The sequence below is a fragment of the Streptosporangium pseudovulgare genome (genome assembly GCF_014648055.1).
GTDB classification, from domain to species: Bacteria; Actinomycetota; Actinomycetes; order Streptosporangiales; family Streptosporangiaceae; genus Streptosporangium; species Streptosporangium pseudovulgare.
Genome location: NZ_BMQJ01000010.1, coordinates 58518 through 75989, shown reverse-complemented (window position 1 = coordinate 75989; position 17472 = coordinate 58518). Strand labels below are relative to the sequence as shown.

General features: G+C 72.4%; 15 protein-coding genes. 8 read left to right on the top strand and 7 right to left on the bottom strand.

The features are described from left to right. Positions 1-9 precede the first annotated feature (9 nt). The 6 genes from IEZ10_RS20375 to IEZ10_RS20350 form a co-directional block, all read right to left on the bottom strand. Positions 10-552, bottom strand: a complete 543-nt coding sequence (locus IEZ10_RS20375; protein WP_189248097.1) for a 3-hydroxyanthranilate 3,4-dioxygenase — start codon at positions 550-552, stop codon at positions 10-12. Further along, the gene (locus IEZ10_RS20370) at positions 549-1028 is read right to left on the bottom strand and encodes a RidA family protein (RefSeq protein WP_229811458.1); all 480 of its coding nucleotides are present in this window, start codon (positions 1026-1028) and stop codon (positions 549-551) included. Before IEZ10_RS20370 ends, IEZ10_RS20375 begins: the two co-directional genes overlap by 4 nt. Then, complete coding sequence (locus IEZ10_RS20365) at positions 1025-1762, bottom strand: 2-keto-4-pentenoate hydratase (RefSeq protein WP_179827577.1); 738 nt, start codon at positions 1760-1762, stop codon at positions 1025-1027. Before IEZ10_RS20365 ends, IEZ10_RS20370 begins: the two co-directional genes overlap by 4 nt. Continuing rightward, positions 1759-2568, bottom strand: coding sequence for a 2-keto-4-pentenoate hydratase (locus tag IEZ10_RS20360; protein WP_229811457.1), 810 nt, complete (start codon positions 2566-2568; stop codon positions 1759-1761). The genes IEZ10_RS20365 and IEZ10_RS20360 overlap by 4 nt, the downstream gene beginning before the upstream one ends. A 26-nt stretch (positions 2569-2594) precedes the next feature. Then, the gene (locus IEZ10_RS20355; RefSeq protein WP_189248095.1) at positions 2595-4028 is read right to left on the bottom strand and encodes a 2-hydroxymuconic semialdehyde dehydrogenase; all 1434 of its coding nucleotides are present in this window, start codon (positions 4026-4028) and stop codon (positions 2595-2597) included. A gap of 189 nt (positions 4029-4217) precedes the next feature. Next, positions 4218-5243: a zinc-binding alcohol dehydrogenase family protein gene (locus IEZ10_RS20350; protein WP_189248094.1), complete on the bottom strand. Its 1026-nt coding sequence runs from the start codon at positions 5241-5243 to the stop codon at positions 4218-4220. A 154-nt stretch (positions 5244-5397) separates the two neighbouring features. Here IEZ10_RS20350 and IEZ10_RS20345 point away from each other — a divergent pair, with 154 nt between their 5' ends. The 5 genes from IEZ10_RS20345 to IEZ10_RS20325 all read left to right on the top strand — a co-directional run bounded on the left by IEZ10_RS20345 (position 5398) and on the right by IEZ10_RS20325 (position 14464). Continuing rightward, complete coding sequence (locus tag IEZ10_RS20345) at positions 5398-6453, top strand: LysR family transcriptional regulator (protein WP_189248093.1); 1056 nt, start codon at positions 5398-5400, stop codon at positions 6451-6453. 145 nt (positions 6454-6598) lie between these two features. Next, positions 6599-7930 (top strand): MFS transporter, encoded by a 1332-nt coding sequence (locus IEZ10_RS20340; protein ID WP_189248092.1) that lies wholly within the window; start codon positions 6599-6601, stop codon positions 7928-7930. A gap of 30 nt (positions 7931-7960) precedes the next feature. Beyond that, positions 7961-8926: a LysR substrate-binding domain-containing protein gene (locus tag IEZ10_RS20335; RefSeq protein ID WP_229811456.1), complete on the top strand. Its 966-nt coding sequence runs from the start codon at positions 7961-7963 to the stop codon at positions 8924-8926. Between the two features lie 118 nt (positions 8927-9044). Then, positions 9045-10379, top strand: a complete 1335-nt coding sequence (locus IEZ10_RS20330; protein ID WP_229811455.1) for a hypothetical protein — start codon at positions 9045-9047, stop codon at positions 10377-10379. Between the two features lie 326 nt (positions 10380-10705). Continuing rightward, entirely contained in the window at positions 10706-14464 is a 3759-nt protein-coding gene (locus tag IEZ10_RS20325) for a S8 family serine peptidase (protein WP_189248091.1), read from the top strand. A 65-nt stretch (positions 14465-14529) separates the two neighbouring features. On the opposite strand, the gene IEZ10_RS20320 is transcribed toward IEZ10_RS20325, so the two are convergent. Then, the gene (locus tag IEZ10_RS20320; RefSeq protein WP_189248090.1) at positions 14530-15483 is read right to left on the bottom strand and encodes a helix-turn-helix domain-containing protein; all 954 of its coding nucleotides are present in this window, start codon (positions 15481-15483) and stop codon (positions 14530-14532) included. 472 nt (positions 15484-15955) lie between these two features. On the opposite strand from IEZ10_RS20320, the gene IEZ10_RS20315 reads away from it, so the two are divergent. The 3 genes from IEZ10_RS20315 to IEZ10_RS20305 all read left to right on the top strand — a co-directional run bounded on the left by IEZ10_RS20315 (position 15956) and on the right by IEZ10_RS20305 (position 17468). Next, positions 15956-16357: a hypothetical protein gene (locus tag IEZ10_RS20315; protein WP_189248089.1), complete on the top strand. Its 402-nt coding sequence runs from the start codon at positions 15956-15958 to the stop codon at positions 16355-16357. 157 nt (positions 16358-16514) lie between these two features. Then, entirely contained in the window at positions 16515-17063 is a 549-nt protein-coding gene (locus IEZ10_RS20310; protein WP_189248088.1) for a GNAT family N-acetyltransferase, read from the top strand. 198 nt (positions 17064-17261) lie between these two features. Further along, positions 17262-17468 carry a YiaA/YiaB family inner membrane protein gene (locus tag IEZ10_RS20305; RefSeq protein ID WP_189248087.1) on the top strand — a complete coding sequence of 69 codons (207 nt, stop codon included), beginning with the start codon at positions 17262-17264 and terminating at the stop codon, positions 17466-17468. The last annotated feature ends 4 nt before the right edge of the window (positions 17469-17472 follow it).

The following is a 17472-nucleotide window of genomic DNA, read 5'->3' as shown; positions in this document are numbered from 1 at the left end:
TCCGCCCGGTCACCGGACCACCGGCCGCAGGTGCTCGGGCCAGTCCCGGCCGGGGTGCGTCGTCCCGCAGTGCGGGCAGGTGCGGTCGCCGTCGTAGAACGCCTGGAAGACGGGGGGCAGGTCCTCGACGATCGACTCCAGCTGCAGCTCGGCGCGGTGGACGCGCCGGTGGCAGTTCACGCAGTACCACTCGAAGGCGTCCAGCTCGCCCCTGGGCCGGGCGTACTCCACGACCAGGCCGATCGAACCGGGCACCGGACGCTGCGGGGAGTGCCGCACGTGCGGCGGCAGCAGGAAGACGTCGCCCTCGCGGATCTGCACGTCCACCGGGGGCTTGCCCTCCTCCTCCATCACGCGCAGCACCATGTCGCCCTTGAGCTGGTAGAAGAACTCCTCGATCGGGTCGTCGTGGAAGTCGGTGCGCTGGTTGGGCCCGCCCACGATGGTGACCATCAGGTCGGCGTCCTTCCAGATCTGCACGTTGCCGACGGGCGGCCGGAGCAGGTCCTGGTGCTCGTCGATCCACTTCTGGAGGTTGAAGGGCGGCATCATGCTGCGCTCCTTTGCGGGATGTGGGCGATGCAGGAGATCTCGATGAGCAGGTGCGGGTGCGGGAGCTGGTGGACCGCGACGGTGGTGCGGGCCGGGCCGTTCTCGTCGAAGTACTCGCCGTAGACCTCGTTGTAGCCGCCGAAGTCGTTCATGTTGACCAGGTAGGCCGTCACGCTGACCACGTCCCGCAGGTCCCCGCCCGCCGCGGCGAGCAGGTCGCGGATGTTGTCGATGACCGCCCTGGTCTGCAGGCGGATGTCCAGGTCGGTGGTGCCCATCGCGTCGGCCTTCGCGCCGGCGAAGGTGCCGTCGGGGCGGCGGGAGCTGGTGCCCGAGACGAACACGAGGTCACCGGCCCGCCTGACGTGCGGGAACCTGCCGCGCGGCGCGGCCTTGCCCGGGACCAGCAGCGCGTCGCCGGCCGTACTCTCGTTCACCGTACCCTCGTCCTTCTCGTCCGTCCTGTCGGGGTTCACCGGGTGGTCACCTCCACGTGGCCGAGGCCGGCGCCGCTGACCCGGACGTGGGCGCCGGCCGGGAGGGGCACGGCCGCGGTGGCCGCGCCGGCGAGGACGACCCAGCCCGGCTGCAGCTCGATCCCGGCGGCGTGGGCCAGCCGCGCGGCGGCGGTCAGCGACCGCACCGGGTCGCCGAGGATCGCCGCCGACGACCCGCTCGCCACGGGGCGGCCGTCCACCTCCAGCAGCAGGCCGATGTTGCCGACGTCGCGCGGGGAGTGCCAGGGACCGAGGCCGAAGCCGCAGGCCGAGGCGTTGTCGGCGATGACGTCCTCCAGGGTGAAGCTGAAGTTCTCGTAGCGGGAGTCGAGCACCTCGTAGCCCACGGCGACGGCGCCGACGGCGGCGGCCGCGTCGGCGGGGTTGCGCACCGGCCGGTCGAGCAGGAACGCGATCTCCGGTTCGACGCGCGGGTGGATCAGGCCGGAGGTGTCGAGGTGCGACTCGACGAGCATGGCGTCGGTGAGCAGGCCCCAGATGACGTCGTCCACGCCCATCTGGACCATCTTGGCGCGGCTGGTGAAGCCCATCTTGACCCCGATGAGGGTCTCGCCGCGCTCGCGGCGCCGTTCGATCACCGCCCGCTGCACCTCGTAGGCGGCGGGCACGTCCAGCGCGGCCCGGTCGGTGAGCCGGGGCACCGCCCGGCCGGTCAGCGCGGCCTCGTCCAGGATCTCCGCGAGCCGGTTCATGCCCTCTCCTCCGTCTCCTCGGGGGCGAACGCGGCCCGCACGTCGCCGAGCCCGTCGATGCGGGCCTCCAGCACGTCGCCCGGCGCGACCGGGACGACGGGCCCGAGCGCCCCGGTCAGCACGGTGTCCCCGGCGCGGAGCGGGCTGCCGAGCCGGGCCAGCGTGTCGGCCAGCCACACCGCCGCGTGCAGCGGGTGGCCCAGGCAGGCCGCGCCGACGCCGGTCGAGACCTGCTCGCCCCGCCGTTCGACGACCATCCCCGCCAGCCGCAGGTCGACGTCGCCGAGCGCCACCGGACGGGTGCCGAGGACGTACACGCCCGCGGAGGCGTTGTCGGCGACGGTGTCGGCCAGGGTGATGTCCCAGTCGCGGACGCGGCTGCCGACCACCTCGATCGCGGGCAACGCGAAGGCCGTCGCACGGATCACGTCGGCGACCGTGTGCCGCTCGTGCGTCAGGTCACGCTCCAGGACGAGCGCGACCTCCGCCTCGGCGCGGGGCTGCAGGACGGCCCCGGCCGGGATCTCCTCGCCGTCCGGCACGGCCATGTCGGCGAACAGCACCCCGAAGTCCGGGGAGTCCACGCCGAGCTGGCGCTGCACCGCCCTGCTGGTCAGCCCGATCTTGCGGCCGACCGGGCGCCGGCCCTCGGCCAGCCACCGCTCGGTGAGCAGGCTCTGCACGGCGTAGGCGGACTCCACGTCGCCGACCAGGTCGCGCACCGGCTCGCACGGGCGGCCGGAGGCGTGGGCCTCCAGCAGCCGGGCCGCGGCGGCGCGGCGCGCCGTCTCCTGCTCCTCTGTCACGGACGAACTCACAGTCACGGACGACCTCATATCTTCACGCACACGTTGACGGGCTCGGAGAAGAAGTCGAGTGAGTACTCGCCTCCCTCGCGCCCGATGCCGGACGCCTTCACCCCGCCGAAGGGGGTGCGCAGGTCCCGCAGGTTCCAGCAGTTGACCCAGACGATGCCGGCCTCGACGCGCGGCGCCACCCGGTGGGCGCGTGACAGGTCGGTGGTCCACACCGTGGCGGCCAGGCCGTACGGGCTGTCGTTGGCCAGCCGGACCGCCTCGTCCTCGTCGTCGAACGGCGCGACATGGCAGACGGGCCCGAAGATCTCCTCGCGGACCACGCGGGAGCTCTCCGGCAGGCCGGTCAGGACGGTCGGCTCGACGTGGAAGCCGCCGTCGCGCTCGTCGCCGAAGCGGGGCACGCCGCCGCCGGCGACGATCGTGGCGCCCTCCTCGGCGGCGAGGCGGTAGTAGGAGAGCACCTTGTCGCGGTGCTCCGCCGAGATCATGGGACCGTAGCCGGTCAGCGCCCGCGTCCGCTCGCCCAGGGCGCGCACGAACTCCTCGAAGACGGGCCGCTGCACGTAGACGCGCTCGGTGCACAGGCAGATCTGGCCGGAGTGGGTGAAGGCGGAGCGTACGGTCCCCTCGACCGCCTCCGCCAGGTCGGCGTCGGCGAAGACCAGCGCCGGGTTCTTGCCGCCGAGCTCGAAGGAGACCGGCGTGACGTGGTCGGCGGCGGCGCGCATGATGGCGGCCCCGGTGGCCGACGCGCCGGTGAAGGCGATCGCGTCGACGCCGGCGTGCGAGGTGAGGTACTCCCCCGCCGCGCCCGCGCCGTGGCCGTGGACCAGGTTGAAGGCGCCGGGCGGGAGCCCCGCCGCGTCGATCACCTCGGCGAGCAGGGTGGCGGTGGACGGGGTCTCCTCCGACGGCTTGGCGACGACCGCGTTGCCGGCGGCGAGCGCGGGCGCGACCTTCCAGGTGAGCAGCAGCAGCGGGAGGTTCCACGGCGAGACGACGGCGACCACGCCGAGCGGGCGGCGGACCGTGTAGTTCAGCGCCTGGCCGCTGCCGCTCCACCCCGGGACGCGGGTCTGGTAGGCCCGTTCGGGGCGGCCGTAGGCCAGGTCGGCGTAGGCGCGGAAGTTGCCGATCGCGCGCGGGATGTCCACCGTCGCGGCGAGTTCGCGCGGCTTGCCGGTGTCGGCGGTCTCGGCGTCGACGAACTCGTCGAACCGGGCCTCGATGCCGTCGGCGATCCGGCGCAGGAACGCACACCGCTCCTCGACGCTCGTCCGCCCCCAGTCGCCGTCGAGGGCCGACCGGGCGGCGGTCACCGCCGCGTCGACGGTCTCACGCGACGCTTCGGGGACGGCTCCCACCTGGCGTCCGTCGACGGGTGAGACGAGCGGGAAGGCCGCCCCCTCCGTCGAGAAGGCGCCGTTGACGTAGTGCGCGGGCTTCATGGCGGCCATTGTGCTGCCGGTCAGACATAACAGTCCAATACCGCTCTTCAGCCTTGATATGCCGATTTAGTTATATATGTGGGGCGCACCGTACTTCCCGGCACCGCCCGGTGCCGGCCCGGTGCCGCACGGGGCGCCCGGTGCCGCCCCGGAGCGCCGGGGCACACCGGGACGCGGCCGGCGGCCGGATCAGAAGCCGGTCAGGGTGATCTTGCCGATGGCGGCGCCGGACTCCAGGACGCGGTGGGCCTCGCGGAGGTTGGCGGCGTTGACGGCGCCCAGGTCCCGGGTGGCGGTGGTGGTGAGGACGCCCGCGTCCACCAGGCGGGCCACCTGGGTGAGGATGTGGTGCTGCGTGGCCTGGTCCGGGGTCTGGAACAGGGAACGGGTGAACATGAACTCCCAGTGGAAGGAGATGCTCTTGGCCTTCAGCACGCCGATCGGCAGGGAGTCGAAGTCGTCGATGGCGACGACGCGGCCGAAGGGCTTGAGCGTCTCGGCGTAGGCGGGCAGGTTGCGGTCGGTGCCGGTGGTGCTGAAGACGAGGTCCAGGCCGTTCGGGGCGATCTCGGCGAGCTGCGGGGCCAGCGGCTCACGGTGGTCGACCAGGTGGTGCGCGCCCATCCTGCGGGCGAAGTCGGCGGTCTCGGGCCGGGACGCGGTGCCGATGACGGTGAGGCCGGTCAGCGCGCGGGCCATCTGGACCGCGATCGAGCCGACGCCGCCGGCCGCGGCGGTGACCAGCAGGGCGCCGGTCCGGTTCAGCGGGCCGTCGTGCAGGCCGAGCCGTTCGAACAGGCCCTCCCAGGCGGTGAGCGAGGTCAGGGGCAGGGCGGCGGCCTCGGTGAAGGACAGGGTGGCGGGCTTGCGCGCGGCGAGACGCTCGTCGACCGCGTGGAACTCGGAGTTCGCGCCGGGACGGTCGATGGCGCCCGCGTAGTAGACCTCGTCGCCGACCTCGAACAGCTCCACCTGGTCGCCGACCGCGACGACGGTGCCCGCGGCGTCCCAGCCCAGCACCTTCGGCTCGCCGCCCGGGTCGTTGTTCTGCCGGACCTTGTAGTCGACGGGGTTGACCGCGACGGCCGCCACCCGCACCAGCAGGTCACGCGGTCCCGGCTCGGGGACGGGCAGTTCGAGGTCGATCAGGCTCTCCCCGTCGTCCACCGGCAGGCTCCTGCGGTAGCCGACGGCGCGCATCGTGGTCTCGCTCATGGGAATCTCCTGTCCGAAAATCCGCGGGTGAACGGTCGGGACGACGGGGCCGCCACCGCGGTACGGCCGACCGCCTCCGGTGCGCGTCCATGCTGCTCCATCACGGACCCATAAGTCCAAGAGATCCTTGTCATCTTTTCCATATGCTGAGCGCATGGCAACGCTGCGGCAGCTGGAATATCTGGTGGCCATCGTGGACGAGGGGTCCTTCACCCGGGCCGCGGAGAGCCTCGGCGTCACCCAGCCCGGACTCTCCCACCAGTTCCAGGCACTGGAACGCGAGATCGGCGGCCCGCTGCTGGAGCGGCTGCCACGCGGGGTACGGCTGACCCCGGCCGGCCGGTCGATGCTGCCGCACGCCCGCGCCGCCCTGGCCGAGGCCGGCCGCGCCACGGTCTCCGCCCGCCGGGCCGCCGGCGTCTCCACCGGCGAGCTGCACGTGGCCGCCCTCTACTCGATCAGTCTCGGCGTGCTGCCCACGGTGCTGGGGCTGTGGCGCGCGCGGCATCCGGGAGTGCGGGTCCGGCTGTTCGAGCACCGCCGCGCGGACGAGATGGCCCAGGCGATGGCCGCCGGCCAGGCCGACGTCGCCGTCGGCCCGCTGCCCGACGGCTGGGAGGGCGCCGCGCGGCACATCGGCGACGAGGAGTTCCTGGTCGTCACCGGCGTCGGCGACCCCGTGGCGGCGGCCGCGGGAGCGCCGCGCGTCCGCCTGTCCGACCTCGCGGAGCGGGAGTGGGTGCACTTCACCCCGGGCAGCGGCCTCGCCGACATCCTCGAACGGGCCTGCGCCGACGCCGGGTTCCGGCCCCGGGTCGCGGTGCGCACCGAGCAGGCGCCGTCCGCCATCGGGTACGCGGCGGCCGGGCTGGGCCCCACGCTCGTGCCCGCCAACACCATCCCGCCGCACTTCGGCGGCGCGTTCCTGCGCCCCGATCCGCCCGTCCGCCGCCGGCTGACCGGCTACACCCGCACCGGCCCGGACCCGGTCACCGTCTCGTTCCTGGAGGCCCTCGGCGACCACGCGCCCCTGCTCCCGCCGCATGTCGCCCGGCGCCTGCGCGCCGGCGGCCGTCCGGCGCGGGCGGAGGCGGAGGCGGAGGCGGAGGCGGAGGCGGAGGCGGAGGCGGAGGCGGAGGCGGAGGCGGAGGCGGAGGCGGAGGCGGAGGCGGAGGCGGAGGCGGGCCATTGTGCCGCTGATCCGGCATAACAGTCCAATACCGCTCTCCCGCCTCGATATATCATCTCGGTCATATGACGAGACGCATATACCTGGCGCGCATACCGGTATTCGCCCCGGCATAGCACCTGGATGCATCCTCATCGGTACTCCCCGACCGGAAGGCACAGGTGTGATGGACACAGACCGCCGCCAGGCCGCGCGCCGCGTCTCGTGGGCGGCCTTCATCGGCACGACCATCGAGTGGTACGACTTCTTCCTCTACGGCACGGCCGCCGCGCTCGTCTTCAACAAACAGTTCTTCCCGGCGATGGACCCGGTCGCCGGATCCATCGCGGCCTTCGGCACCATGACCGTCGGGTTCCTCGCCCGGCCGCTCGGCGGCGTCATCTTCGGCCACTTCGGCGACCGGATCGGGCGGCGCAACACCCTCGTCGTCTCACTGATGATCATGGGTCTGGGGACCACGCTGATCGGCCTGCTGCCGACGTACTCCAGCATCGGCGTCTGGGCCGCCGTCCTGCTGGTGGTGATGCGCATCGCCCAGGGCGTCGGCCTCGGCGGCGAGCTGGGCGGGGCCGTGGTGCTGACCATGGAGCACGCCCCGAAGGGCCGCCGCGGCCTCTTCGGCGCCTTCCCGATGATGGGCACGCCCGCGGGCATGCTCTGCGCCAACCTCGTCTTCCTCGGCACCTCCTCGCTCCTCGGCGAGGAGAGCTTCACCGCCTGGGGCTGGCGGGTGCCGTTCCTGCTCAGCGTCGTGCTGGTGGGGATCGGCCTCTACCTGCGGCTGCGCATCGAGGAGAGCCCCGACTACGCGGACCTCGTCGAGCGCCGCAAGCCGGTGCGGCTGCCGGTCGCGATCGTGCTGCGCGACCACTGGCGCCAGGTGCTCCACACGATCGGCGTGATCGTCGGCAACAGCTCGGTGGCCTACATCTTCATGGTCTACATCCTCAACTACGGCGAGGCCGAGGCCGGGCTGTCCCGCACCTTCCTGCTGACCTGCGTGATCGGCGGCGCCGCCGTGTGGCTGGTCACCGCACCGCTGTGGGCGCACCTCGGCGACCGGCACGGCCTGCGGGCGCTCTTCAGCTGGGGCTCGGTGGTCCTGCTGGCCGGCACCGTGGCGATCCTGCCGATCGTCAACACGGGGAACACCACCCTCATCGCGGTGTTCATGGTGGCGATGGGCGCCGTGCTGGCGGTGACCCACGCGCCCCAGGGCACGCTCACCGCCGGGTTCTTCCCGGTGGCCATCCGCTACTCCGGCACCTCCGTCGCCTACCAGCTCGCCTCGCTGCTGGGCGGCGGCATCACGCCGCTGATCGCCGCCTCGCTCTTCGCCGCCACGGGGACCTCGCTGTCCATCACCGGCTATCTGACCGCCGTGGCCGTCATCAGCCTGGTCTCCGCCCTGGTGATCCCCCGCAACGACGCCGAGCGCCTGGACGGCCCCCTCCCGGCGGGCGACGGCCGCCCCGCCACGGCCGGTATAACGAAATGAGCCGGTTCCGCGGAAGCATATGATGTGGCGGTGATATCGCGCCCGCTGGACCTGCTGAGCGGCCGGCTCAAGCTCAGGCACCTGGTGCTCGTGACGACCATCGCCGAGCAGGGCAGCGTCCTGCGCGCCGCCGAGCGCCTCCACCTGGCGCAGCCCGCCGTGACGCGCGGACTGCGGGAGGTGGAGCACATCCTCGGGGTGGAGCTGTTCACCCGCGGGCCCCGCGGTGTCACCCCCACCCTCTTCGGCGAGGCGTTCATCGACCACGCGCGCGCCGTACAGGCCGAGCTGCGCAGGGCGGGAGACCGGATCGCCGGTCTCGCCGACGGCGAGACCGGCACCGTCACCGTCGGCACCCTGCTGGCCGCCACCAACGTGCTGCTGCCGCGCTCCATCGCCTCCCTCAAGGCCGAGCGGCCGGGCGTCACCGTGATCATCCGGGAGGGCACCTTCGACTCGCTCGTCCCCCGCCTGATCGACGGGGAGACCGACCTCATCCTCGGCCGGCTCAACCCCATCGACGACCGGCCGAGCCTGCAGCAGATCCCCCTGTACAACGAGCCCACCCTGCTGGTCGCCCGCGCCGGGCACCCCGCCGAGAAGGCGACCACCCTGCCGGAGCTGCTCGACTACCCGTGGATCCTCCCGCTGGAGCAGACCGCGCTGAAACACGAGCTGGAGCAGGTGTTCCACCGCCAGGGGCTGCCGCTGCCGCGCAACCGGGTCGAGTGCACCTCCATGCCGACGATCCGCTCACTGCTCCTGCAGGCCGACATGATCGCCGCGCTTCCCGCGCTGGTCGTCAGGACCGACGACCGGCTCACGGAGCTGCCGGTGCCGCTGGCGTCCGTACGGCGCTCGGTCGGCGTGACGCTCCCCGAGGGCCGCGCCCTCACCCCCGCTGCCAAGATCATGCTCGACCACCTGCGCCACCAGGCGGAGACCCTCCGCCGCGAACTGCCCGCCGGCCCCCCGGAGCCCCCGGCGCGGGCGTGAGGGCCCGGCGCGAACGTGGCACTCCCGGCCTCATCGGGCCGGCCCCGTCCGGAAAGGTCAGCCTCTTCGACCCCGCAGGGGAGGTGTGAAGGGATCACTCCGCCTTTAACCTCCCTTCGTGATCACATCGTTTCGCCGCAGGCGACCCCCCACCACCGGCGGACGGACTCCATGCGGCCGGTACGGCCGCGCCCTCGTCGCCGTGGCGTCCGCGCTGAGCGCGCTGTGCCTGACGCTGGTCCAGTCCCCGCCCGCCGTCGCCGCGTCGGTGCTGAGCCCCATGGACGCCACCAGGATGAAGCTGACGGCCGGAGACTTCCAGAGCCGCTGGGACGCGATCAGCGCCATCGAGGCGTCGGGCAGGGTCACCAGCTACACCGGCCAGACCGCCCTCACCCCGCTCCTCGACGGCAAGGGCCGGACCGGCACGCGGGGCCTGTGCCACGCCACCAACCTCAACCCCGACTACAAGCCCGACGGCTTCTGCTGGGACACCGCCGACGACACCTCCGCCGAGTGGACCCCCCAGGGCCTCACCGCCTCCCACGACGCCCAGCCCGGCGGCACCTGGCTGGGCAAGTACGTCTACATCGCCTCGTGGCACTACACGGGTGACACCTTCGCCCGCATCTCGGTGGTGGACAACTCCCCCGGCCTCCCCACCACCTACGACCACGTCCTGCTGGTGGACCCGTACGGCGCCGGCTCGGCCGCGAACTTCCGCGCGGTCGGCGACCCGAACTCCGGGCGGACCCCGGTCCCCGGCGGGCACGCCGACGGGATCAGCTGGTACGGCAGCAAACTGTTCCTCGCCACCGGCCACCAGATCCAGGTCTACGACCTGCGGCACCTGTGGCGGATGAGCGACAACACCGCCGCGTCCGTCGGCATCCAGGGCGACGGCAGGTCCACCGCCCGCTACCACAACTGGGCGCTGCCGATGATCGGCGTCTACCACAACGGGAACAAGGGCGACCCCTGCACCGACACCGCGCCCTGCCTCACCTCGCTGAGCCTGGACCGCACCGGCGCGGACGGCCTGATCACCTCCGAGATCAACGCCACCGGAGGCCGCCCGGTCGTCCGATGGCCGCTGAACGCCACCGACGCGCTGCTGCAGACCGACGGCGCCAGGAACCACCTCGGCACCGTGACGGCCACCGTCGCCTACCGGGTCCCGATCTGGAAGGTGCAGGGCGCCGCCACGGACGGCACCCACTACTACTTCAGCGGCGAATGCCCGGCGTACGCCGGCTCCACGGACTCCGACGTCCCCTACTGCGTCCACTGGGCCGTACCGAACCAGGCGCCGCACGTCCTCACCTACGCGCCGCCCCTGACCCAGAACCTGTCCTGGTCGCCGTCGGCCGGGCGGCTGTGGGGACTGAACGAGCGGGCCGACCACACCGCCCCCGGCAAACGGGTCGTCTTCTCCCTCGACCCGCCCGACTGAGACCTCCCCGCCCCGCCCGGCCGAGCCCCTCCCCGGGCGGGGTTCCCGGGCCGGCGGCGTCCACGACGTCCACGACGTCCATGGCCTCCACGGCCTCCACGGCCTCCACGGCCTCCACGGCCTCCACGGCCTCCACGGCCTCCACGGCCTCCACGGCCTCCACGGCCTCCACGGTCTCCACGACGTCCACGTCCCCTGCCGGTAAGTGGCGACGACCTGACATGTCAGCTGTCCGCCAGGCGCGGTCGTAGCGCCGCCGCCTCCCCCCTTGTGAAGCTTTGTTCTGCCGGCGCCGACCCACCTGCCGGCAGAAGGAGAACCCCCCGATGCACGTCAGACGTAGAACGGCACTACTCAGCGTCCTCGTCGCGACCACGCTCGCCGCCGCCGGCACCGGCAGCGCGTACGGCGACTCACCGGCCCCCGTCCCGGGGGTCACCGGCATACCGGCGTCACCGACCACCACCGCGCGGGTCACCCTCATCACCGGTGACCAGGTCACCGTGACCGGCCAGGCGGGCAAGCCCGTCTCGGTCGACGTGACCCCGTACAACCGCTCGGCCGCCGACATCCTCACCTTCACGGTCGGCACCGACGTGTACGTGATGCCGAGGGAGGCCGAGGCGCTCATCGGCTCCGGCCAGGTCGACAAACGGCTGTTCAACGTCACCCAGCTGATCGCCCAGGGCTACGACGACGCGCGCAGCGGGTCGATCCCGATGATCGTGCGGTACTCGGAGCAGGCCGCCAAGAGGTCCGCCGCGCCCAGCGCACCCGACGGCGGCCGGATCACGCGGAACCTGCCCGGCGTCCGCGGAGCGGCCATCACCGCGGACAAGAAGCAGGGCGGCAGGTTCTGGGAGGCCGTCGACGACGACACCGCCGAGGCGGGCACCCCCAAGGCCCGGCTCACCGGCGGCATCCAGCACCTCTGGCTGGACGGCAAGGCGAAGGTGCTGCTCGACAAGAGCGTGCCGCAGATCGGCGCGCCCGGCGCCTGGGCCGCCGGGTACGACGGCACCGGGGTCAAGGTCGCGGTGCTGGACACCGGTGTGGACCCCGGCCACCCCGACCTCGCCGGCAAGATCGCCGAAAGCCGCAGCTTCGTCCCGGGCGAGGAGGTGCGGGACGACCACGGCCACGGTACCCACGTCGCCTCCACGATCGCCGGCTCCGGCGCGGCGTCCGGCGGCAGGTACAAGGGCGTGGCGCCCGGCGCCACGCTCCTCGTGGGCAAGGTGCTCACCGGCGACGGCGGCATGGAGTCGTGGATCCTGGAGGGGATGACCTGGGCCGCCCACTCGGGCGCGAAGATCGTCTCGATGAGCCTCGGCGGCCAGGAAGGCTCCGACGGCACCGACCCGCTGGCGATGGCGGTCAACGAGCTGACCGCCGAGACCGGCGTGCTGTTCACCATCGCCGCGGGGAACAGCGGGCCGAGGGCGACCACGGTGGGCTCACCCGGCACCGCCGACGCGGCCCTGACCGTCGGCGCGGTCGACTCCGCCGACGCGGTCACCTCCTTCTCCAGCCGCGGCCCCCGCGGGGGCGACGGCGCTCTCAAGCCGGAGATCACCGCCCCCGGCTTCGAGATCGTCGCGGCTCGCGCGACCGGAACCACCATGGGCACGCCGGTGGGCGAGAGCTACACCGCCGCGAGCGGCACCTCCATGGCCACGCCGCACGTGGCCGGAGCCGCCGCGCTCCTCGCCCAGGCGCACCCCGACTGGACCGCCCCGCGGCTGAAGAGCCGGCTCATCAGCACGGCGAAGACCACGGCCGGCACGCCGGTGCACTCCCAGGGCGCCGGTCGCGTCGACGTGGACCGCGCCGTCCGGCAGCCGGTCTCCGGGCCGGGCACGGTCGACTTCGGCCTCGCGGACTGGGACTCCGACCGTCCGGTCACCAAGCAGATCGGCTACGTCAACGACGGCGACCAGCCGGTCACCCTCACGCTGTCGGCCAAGGGCGCGGGCGAGGACCTGCCGGCCAAGGCGCTGAGCCTCGGCGCCGAAACGGTGACCGTGCCGGCTCACGGCACCGCCTCGGTGGACGTCACCGTCAACGCCGCCGCCGCGGCCACGGGGGCGCACGGCGCGCACGTCACCGCCGCCTCGGCCGACGGCCAGACGGTCGTGACGACGGCGGTCGGCTTCGTCAGGGACGTGGAGCGCTTCAACGTCACCCTCAAGGTGCTCGACCGGGACGGCAAGCCGTCGACCGGCGTCGTGAACGTACGTGACTTCAACCTCGGAACGCTGCAGCTGCCGGACGAGTACGGCGTCGGCGAGGACGGCACCCTCGCGTTGCGGCTGCCCCGCGGCGAGCACGCCTTCCAGGCGGAGATCCTCCGCTACAGCGCCGAGGCGAACCGCGTCTGGGAGTACACCTACGCCGCGGAGCCGGGCATCCTCATCGACTCCGACCGGACCATCGTCTTCGACGGCGGCAAGGCCGGCCCGGTCACCATGGACACCCCGAAACCGAACCAGACGAACCGGATCCGGCTGGGCATGGAGATTCGGGACTCGGCCGACAAGAACTCGTTCGGCTTCGAGCACTGGATGAACGGCGAGACGAAGGTGTACTCCATCCCGTCGCGGAACACCAGCAGCCACTTCGAGTCGCGCATCGGCTGGTCCCTCAGCGCGCCGGAGCTCCAGGCGCGGGTCATCGGCCCCGGCGGGGGGCGGATCGAGCCGGCGTACGTCCGGGGCCGGATCGGCTCGGCCCGCATCGACGGCACGCGGGTGCTGCCGGTGGTGAACGCCGGCACCGGCCTGCCCCAGGACTACACCGGGCGGACCGCGCGGGGCGGCCTGGCACTGGTGAAGCGCAGCGCCGGCCTCACTCCGCAGCAGCAGATCGACAACGCCGCGGCGGCCGGCGCCGGCGCGATCATCATCTACAACGACAAGCCCGGCAACTGGGGTCTCGACCTCTGGGGCCTGCCGTCGGCGACCGCGATCCCGGCGATGACCCTCTCGGGCGCGCAGGGCGCCCGGCTGGCGGAGTCGGCGGCCCGCGGCGGGGCCAAGGTCCAGCTCAGCGGGACGGCGTCGAGCCCGTACTCCTACGAGCTGCTCAAGTACCGGCGGGGCGGCGTCCCCGCGGACCAGCGGTACCGGGTGCGCGCCGACGAACTCGCCACGGTCGAGTCGTCCTTCCACGCCTCGGCGCCCGGTACCGAGGGCGCGTACTCGCGGCTGATGGTCTCGCCGATGCAGACCTCGTTGTTCAACATCGCACCCCGGGTCGTCATGCCGCGGTCCGTCACCGAGTTCGTCACGCCCGGCGTGAAGACATGGGAATCGATGCAGGTCGGCCCGGTGTGGCAGGCCGGCGAGGCCGCGCAGATGACCGCGCCGGAGGTGCTCAGGGCCGGCCAGCGGGTCTCCCGCGGCTGGAACGGGGCGGTGGTCCGCACGGCGCTGCCGAGTGAGCGGGACCAGGCCGCCGTCCGGGTGGGTGACATCGGCGTGATCTTCGCGACCGGGTTGCTCGACACGGCGTCCAACCAGTGGGACACCCGTCGCGCCTTCTCCGACAAGGAGCTGGCCACGGTGTACCGGAACGGCGAGCTGCTCGGGTCCGCGCCTTCGGCGGCCATCGCCTTCCCGGTGACGCCGGAGCGCGCCGAGTACCGGGTGGTGACCGACGTGCAGCGGGACCAGCCGTGGTGGACCACCTCCACCAAGGTGAACACCGACTGGAGGTTCCGTTCCGAGAAGACCGGCGACTCGGCACCGCTGCCGGTCCTGTCGATCGACTACGACCTCGACGTCGACCTGGCCAACAGCGTCCCGGCGAACTCCGCGACCCGGGTGGGGCTCGGCCTGCGGTACCCGAAGGGCATGGCCGGCCCGCGGATCACCGAGGCGAAGCTGTGGGCCTCCTACGATGACGGCGCCACCTGGCAGGAGATGAGGCTCGCCGCCAAGGGTGACGCCGCCTTCACCGGCACGATCAAGAAGCCCGCGTCCGTGAAGACGGGCGAGTTCGTCTCGCTGCGGGCGCAGGCCACCGACGCCGACGGCAACACCGTCCTGCAGACCGTGACCCGCGCGTACCGGCTGCGGCACTGACCCGGCGGGCCGGGGCGCCTCCGTCCGCGCGGCGGGCGGGGCGCCCCGGCCCCGTCCGGGTCACCTCATGAGGGGATCATGCCGGACCGGGCGGCGTACCAGGCGAGCTGCATGCGGCTGTCGGCTCCGGCCAGCTCCATCAGCCGGCGGATCCTGCGTTGCACGGTGCGTTCGCTGGTGCCGAGCCGGCTGGCCACCGTCTTGTCCGGCATACCGGACAGCAGATACGTCAGCAGCGTCACATCGACGTCGTCCCACGCGGAAACCCCCTCGGTCACACTCGTCACGGTGAGCCGCAACGGCGTCGCGACCTGCCAGACCCGCTCGAAGAACGCCACCAGCAGGTGGACCAGGGCCTGACCCCGCACCAGGAGGAAGCCCGGCCGGACGCTCGTCTGGTCGGGCAGCATCGGCAGCAGCACCGCCTCCCGATCCACGATGATCATTTTGCTGGGCAGTTCGGTGGCGACCCTGATCTCGTACCCGCGCTTGAGGAACCTGCCGATCTCCGCGGGCGCCCGCGGATCGTCGAGGGCGGCGCGCTCGTACACGTACCGGTAGGTGGCCAGCGCGTTGGTGGAGTCGTCGAGGTTGCCGTCGAGCACGTACGGGGGCCGGAAGAAGGCCAGCACCTCCTGCCTGGCGCCGCGCTCCATGTTGTCCAGCCAGGTGGAGAGCTGCTCCGGCGTGGTGAGCGCCTCTATCTCACCCGCGGACGAGACGGCCCCTTTCCGGTAGACCTCCACCAGCTCGGTCAGCCTGCCCTGGACCTGTTGCAGCGCGGCCTGCCGCTGCGCGATCAGCGTGCCGAGCCCGACGTCGGGCGGCACGACCACGTGCGACTCATCGTCGTCGCGGGTGGCCAGGCCGAGCCCGACGAGCCGGGCCACGGCGGCCGTCACGGCCGCCACCGGCGCATCCAGCACCTCGGCCAGGTCGGAGACGGTCATCCGGCGACGGCGCAGGAGCTCGACGTAGACGGCCTCCTCCTGCTCGCTGATCCCCAGCCCGTTCAGCATCAATAATCACTTTCTGGCCCAACTGCAACGTATGTCCCGGGGTTACTATGCCTCGCGGCCGGCCTCGGGAACCATCCAGGTGATCAAGCAGCCGACGGGAGTGCGGCCGGGACCCGGCGCCCCGGCCCCGACGGCCCGCCGGAGACTGACCTCGCGAACTCGTCACCCCGGAACGCGGACAGTGGTCCGGCAAGGGAGGTGCCAGACGGCCGTCCGCGTACGGGGCGGCCGGGGAAGAACGCATCGGCCGCCCGTACGCGGGACGCCGGGGACGTGCACCGGATCTCCGCATCGCGTGCACGGGAACGCCACGGGTCTCTGCTTTGATCCTCCCCGGGAGTCCCGCCCGGCGGTGGGCAGTCCCCGCCCGGAGCCGATGGGCGACGGCAAGGCAGGAAGGCGGACCTCGCACGGTGAAGGCATCTCCGGTCTCGGTCGTCCTGGTGGCGCCCTCGTCGCGGGGATCACGGTCGTGCTCTCACCGTTCGCCTGGCTCGCGCTGTCCTACGGATGCCGGGCCGATGAGGACCGGCTCGCCGCCGCCCTGACCACCCACCCGATCCTCACCGCGCATCCCGCCACCGCGGAACCCCGTGGAAGACCCCACGCGGGATGCGAGAACGACGACGTGATCCCGTACGCCGATCAGACCTACCGGTTCCGGGGGACCTGGAACGAGGTGGCGACGTTCTACCGGGAGGCGGCGGCGAAGGGACGCTGGAAGCCGTACGGCGAGGGCTCGGAGGGACTGTGCCTCACCAGGACCACCGGCGGGCTGAAACTCGAACTCTTCGTCTCTCGCCCTCCGGAAGGGAACGCGGACGAGTACACGGTGACGGTGAGCGCCGCCACCGGCTGGCTGTGCGGCTTCTGACCGGGAAGGGTCCCACGTTCCTTCCGTCCGGCCGGCGGCGACGGTTCCGGCACCGCCCGCTGAGCGGCGGCCGGACCACCACGACCCACCCGGAGATCATCTCAGTGGTGGATCACTCGTGTGATCCACCGCTGTCGACCGGCCCTAACCTTGGCCCATGTCTGAGATGCCGTCACGGGTTGAGCTGCACCCGCTCACCCTCTCCGACCAGGACGAATTCTGCTCCCTCGTGCGGGCCAGCGCCGAGCTGCACCTGCCGTGGATGCAGCTACCCGCGACCGCGGATGACTTCCAGGCATGGATGCGCCGCTTCGACGACGGCACCAACCTCGGTTTTCTGATCCGCGTCCGGGAGACCGGCGCCGCCGCCGGCATGGTGAACATCAACTCGATCATCCGGGGCCGCTACCAGGGAGCCTCACTCGGCTATGCGGCCTTCGCCCCGTCGGCAGGGCGGGGATACATGACCGAAGGACTCACCGCCGTCCTGCGGCACGCGTTCGACGACCTACGGCTCCACCGGCTGGAGGCCAACATCCAGCCGGCCAACAAAGCCTCCCTCGCCCTGGCCCGGCGACTGGGCTTCCGTTATGAGGGGCTGTCGCCCGCCTACCTCTACATCGACGGGGCCTGGCGCGACCATGAGCGCTGGGCGATCACCGCACCGGTTCCCTGGACACCCGATCCGTCCCTTCCCACGAGGTGAGAGCGCCTGACGCCTCCTGCGGAACACGCCCCGCTGGTCATTCCCCCGCCGACACCGCCTGACCATGTGCCGGCACGGCCCCCGTCGCCGAGGGCGGAGACGAAGGTGCCGCCGAGCGGCACGAGTGGGTTCGGGTACTCAGGCGGGATGGGTAGGCGTACTCAGGCGCGCGACCGGCCGGTGCCGGACCCTGGTGGCATGACCAAGCCAATCCAGCCCGCCGTGACCGCCGCCTGCTTCGCGCAGTGCGTCATCTCCTTCGGTGTGGCGCTCGGCGGCACGACGCTCGGCGTCTTCTACCTGCCGGTCGGCGCCTGGGTCCGCGCCTTCCTCGCGGTCTCCGTGCTCTACACGGTGACGTCGGCCTTCGTCCTGGCCAAGTGCGTGCGCGACACGGCCCCATGAGAGG

Excerpts from the sequence above, each read along its gene's own strand:
- IEZ10_RS20310 (WP_189248088.1), top strand. The coding sequence starts at position 16,515 with ATGTCTGAGATGCCGTCACGGGTTGAGCTGCACCCGCTCACCCTCTCC.
- IEZ10_RS20305 (WP_189248087.1), top strand. The coding sequence starts at position 17,262 with ATGACCAAGCCAATCCAGCCCGCCGTGACCGCCGCCTGCTTCGCGCAG.
- IEZ10_RS20350 (WP_189248094.1), bottom strand. The coding sequence starts at position 5,243 with ATGAGCGAGACCACGATGCGCGCCGTCGGCTACCGCAGGAGCCTGCCG.
- IEZ10_RS20365 (WP_179827577.1), bottom strand. The coding sequence starts at position 1,762 with ATGAACCGGCTCGCGGAGATCCTGGACGAGGCCGCGCTGACCGGCCGG.
- IEZ10_RS20340 (WP_189248092.1), top strand. The coding sequence starts at position 6,599 with ATGGACACAGACCGCCGCCAGGCCGCGCGCCGCGTCTCGTGGGCGGCC.
- IEZ10_RS20325 (WP_189248091.1), top strand. The coding sequence starts at position 10,706 with ATGCACGTCAGACGTAGAACGGCACTACTCAGCGTCCTCGTCGCGACC.
- IEZ10_RS20375 (WP_189248097.1), bottom strand. The coding sequence starts at position 552 with ATGATGCCGCCCTTCAACCTCCAGAAGTGGATCGACGAGCACCAGGAC.
- IEZ10_RS20345 (WP_189248093.1), top strand. The coding sequence starts at position 5,398 with ATGGCAACGCTGCGGCAGCTGGAATATCTGGTGGCCATCGTGGACGAG.
- IEZ10_RS20320 (WP_189248090.1), bottom strand. The coding sequence starts at position 15,483 with ATGCTGAACGGGCTGGGGATCAGCGAGCAGGAGGAGGCCGTCTACGTC.
- IEZ10_RS20355 (WP_189248095.1), bottom strand. The coding sequence starts at position 4,028 with ATGAAGCCCGCGCACTACGTCAACGGCGCCTTCTCGACGGAGGGGGCG.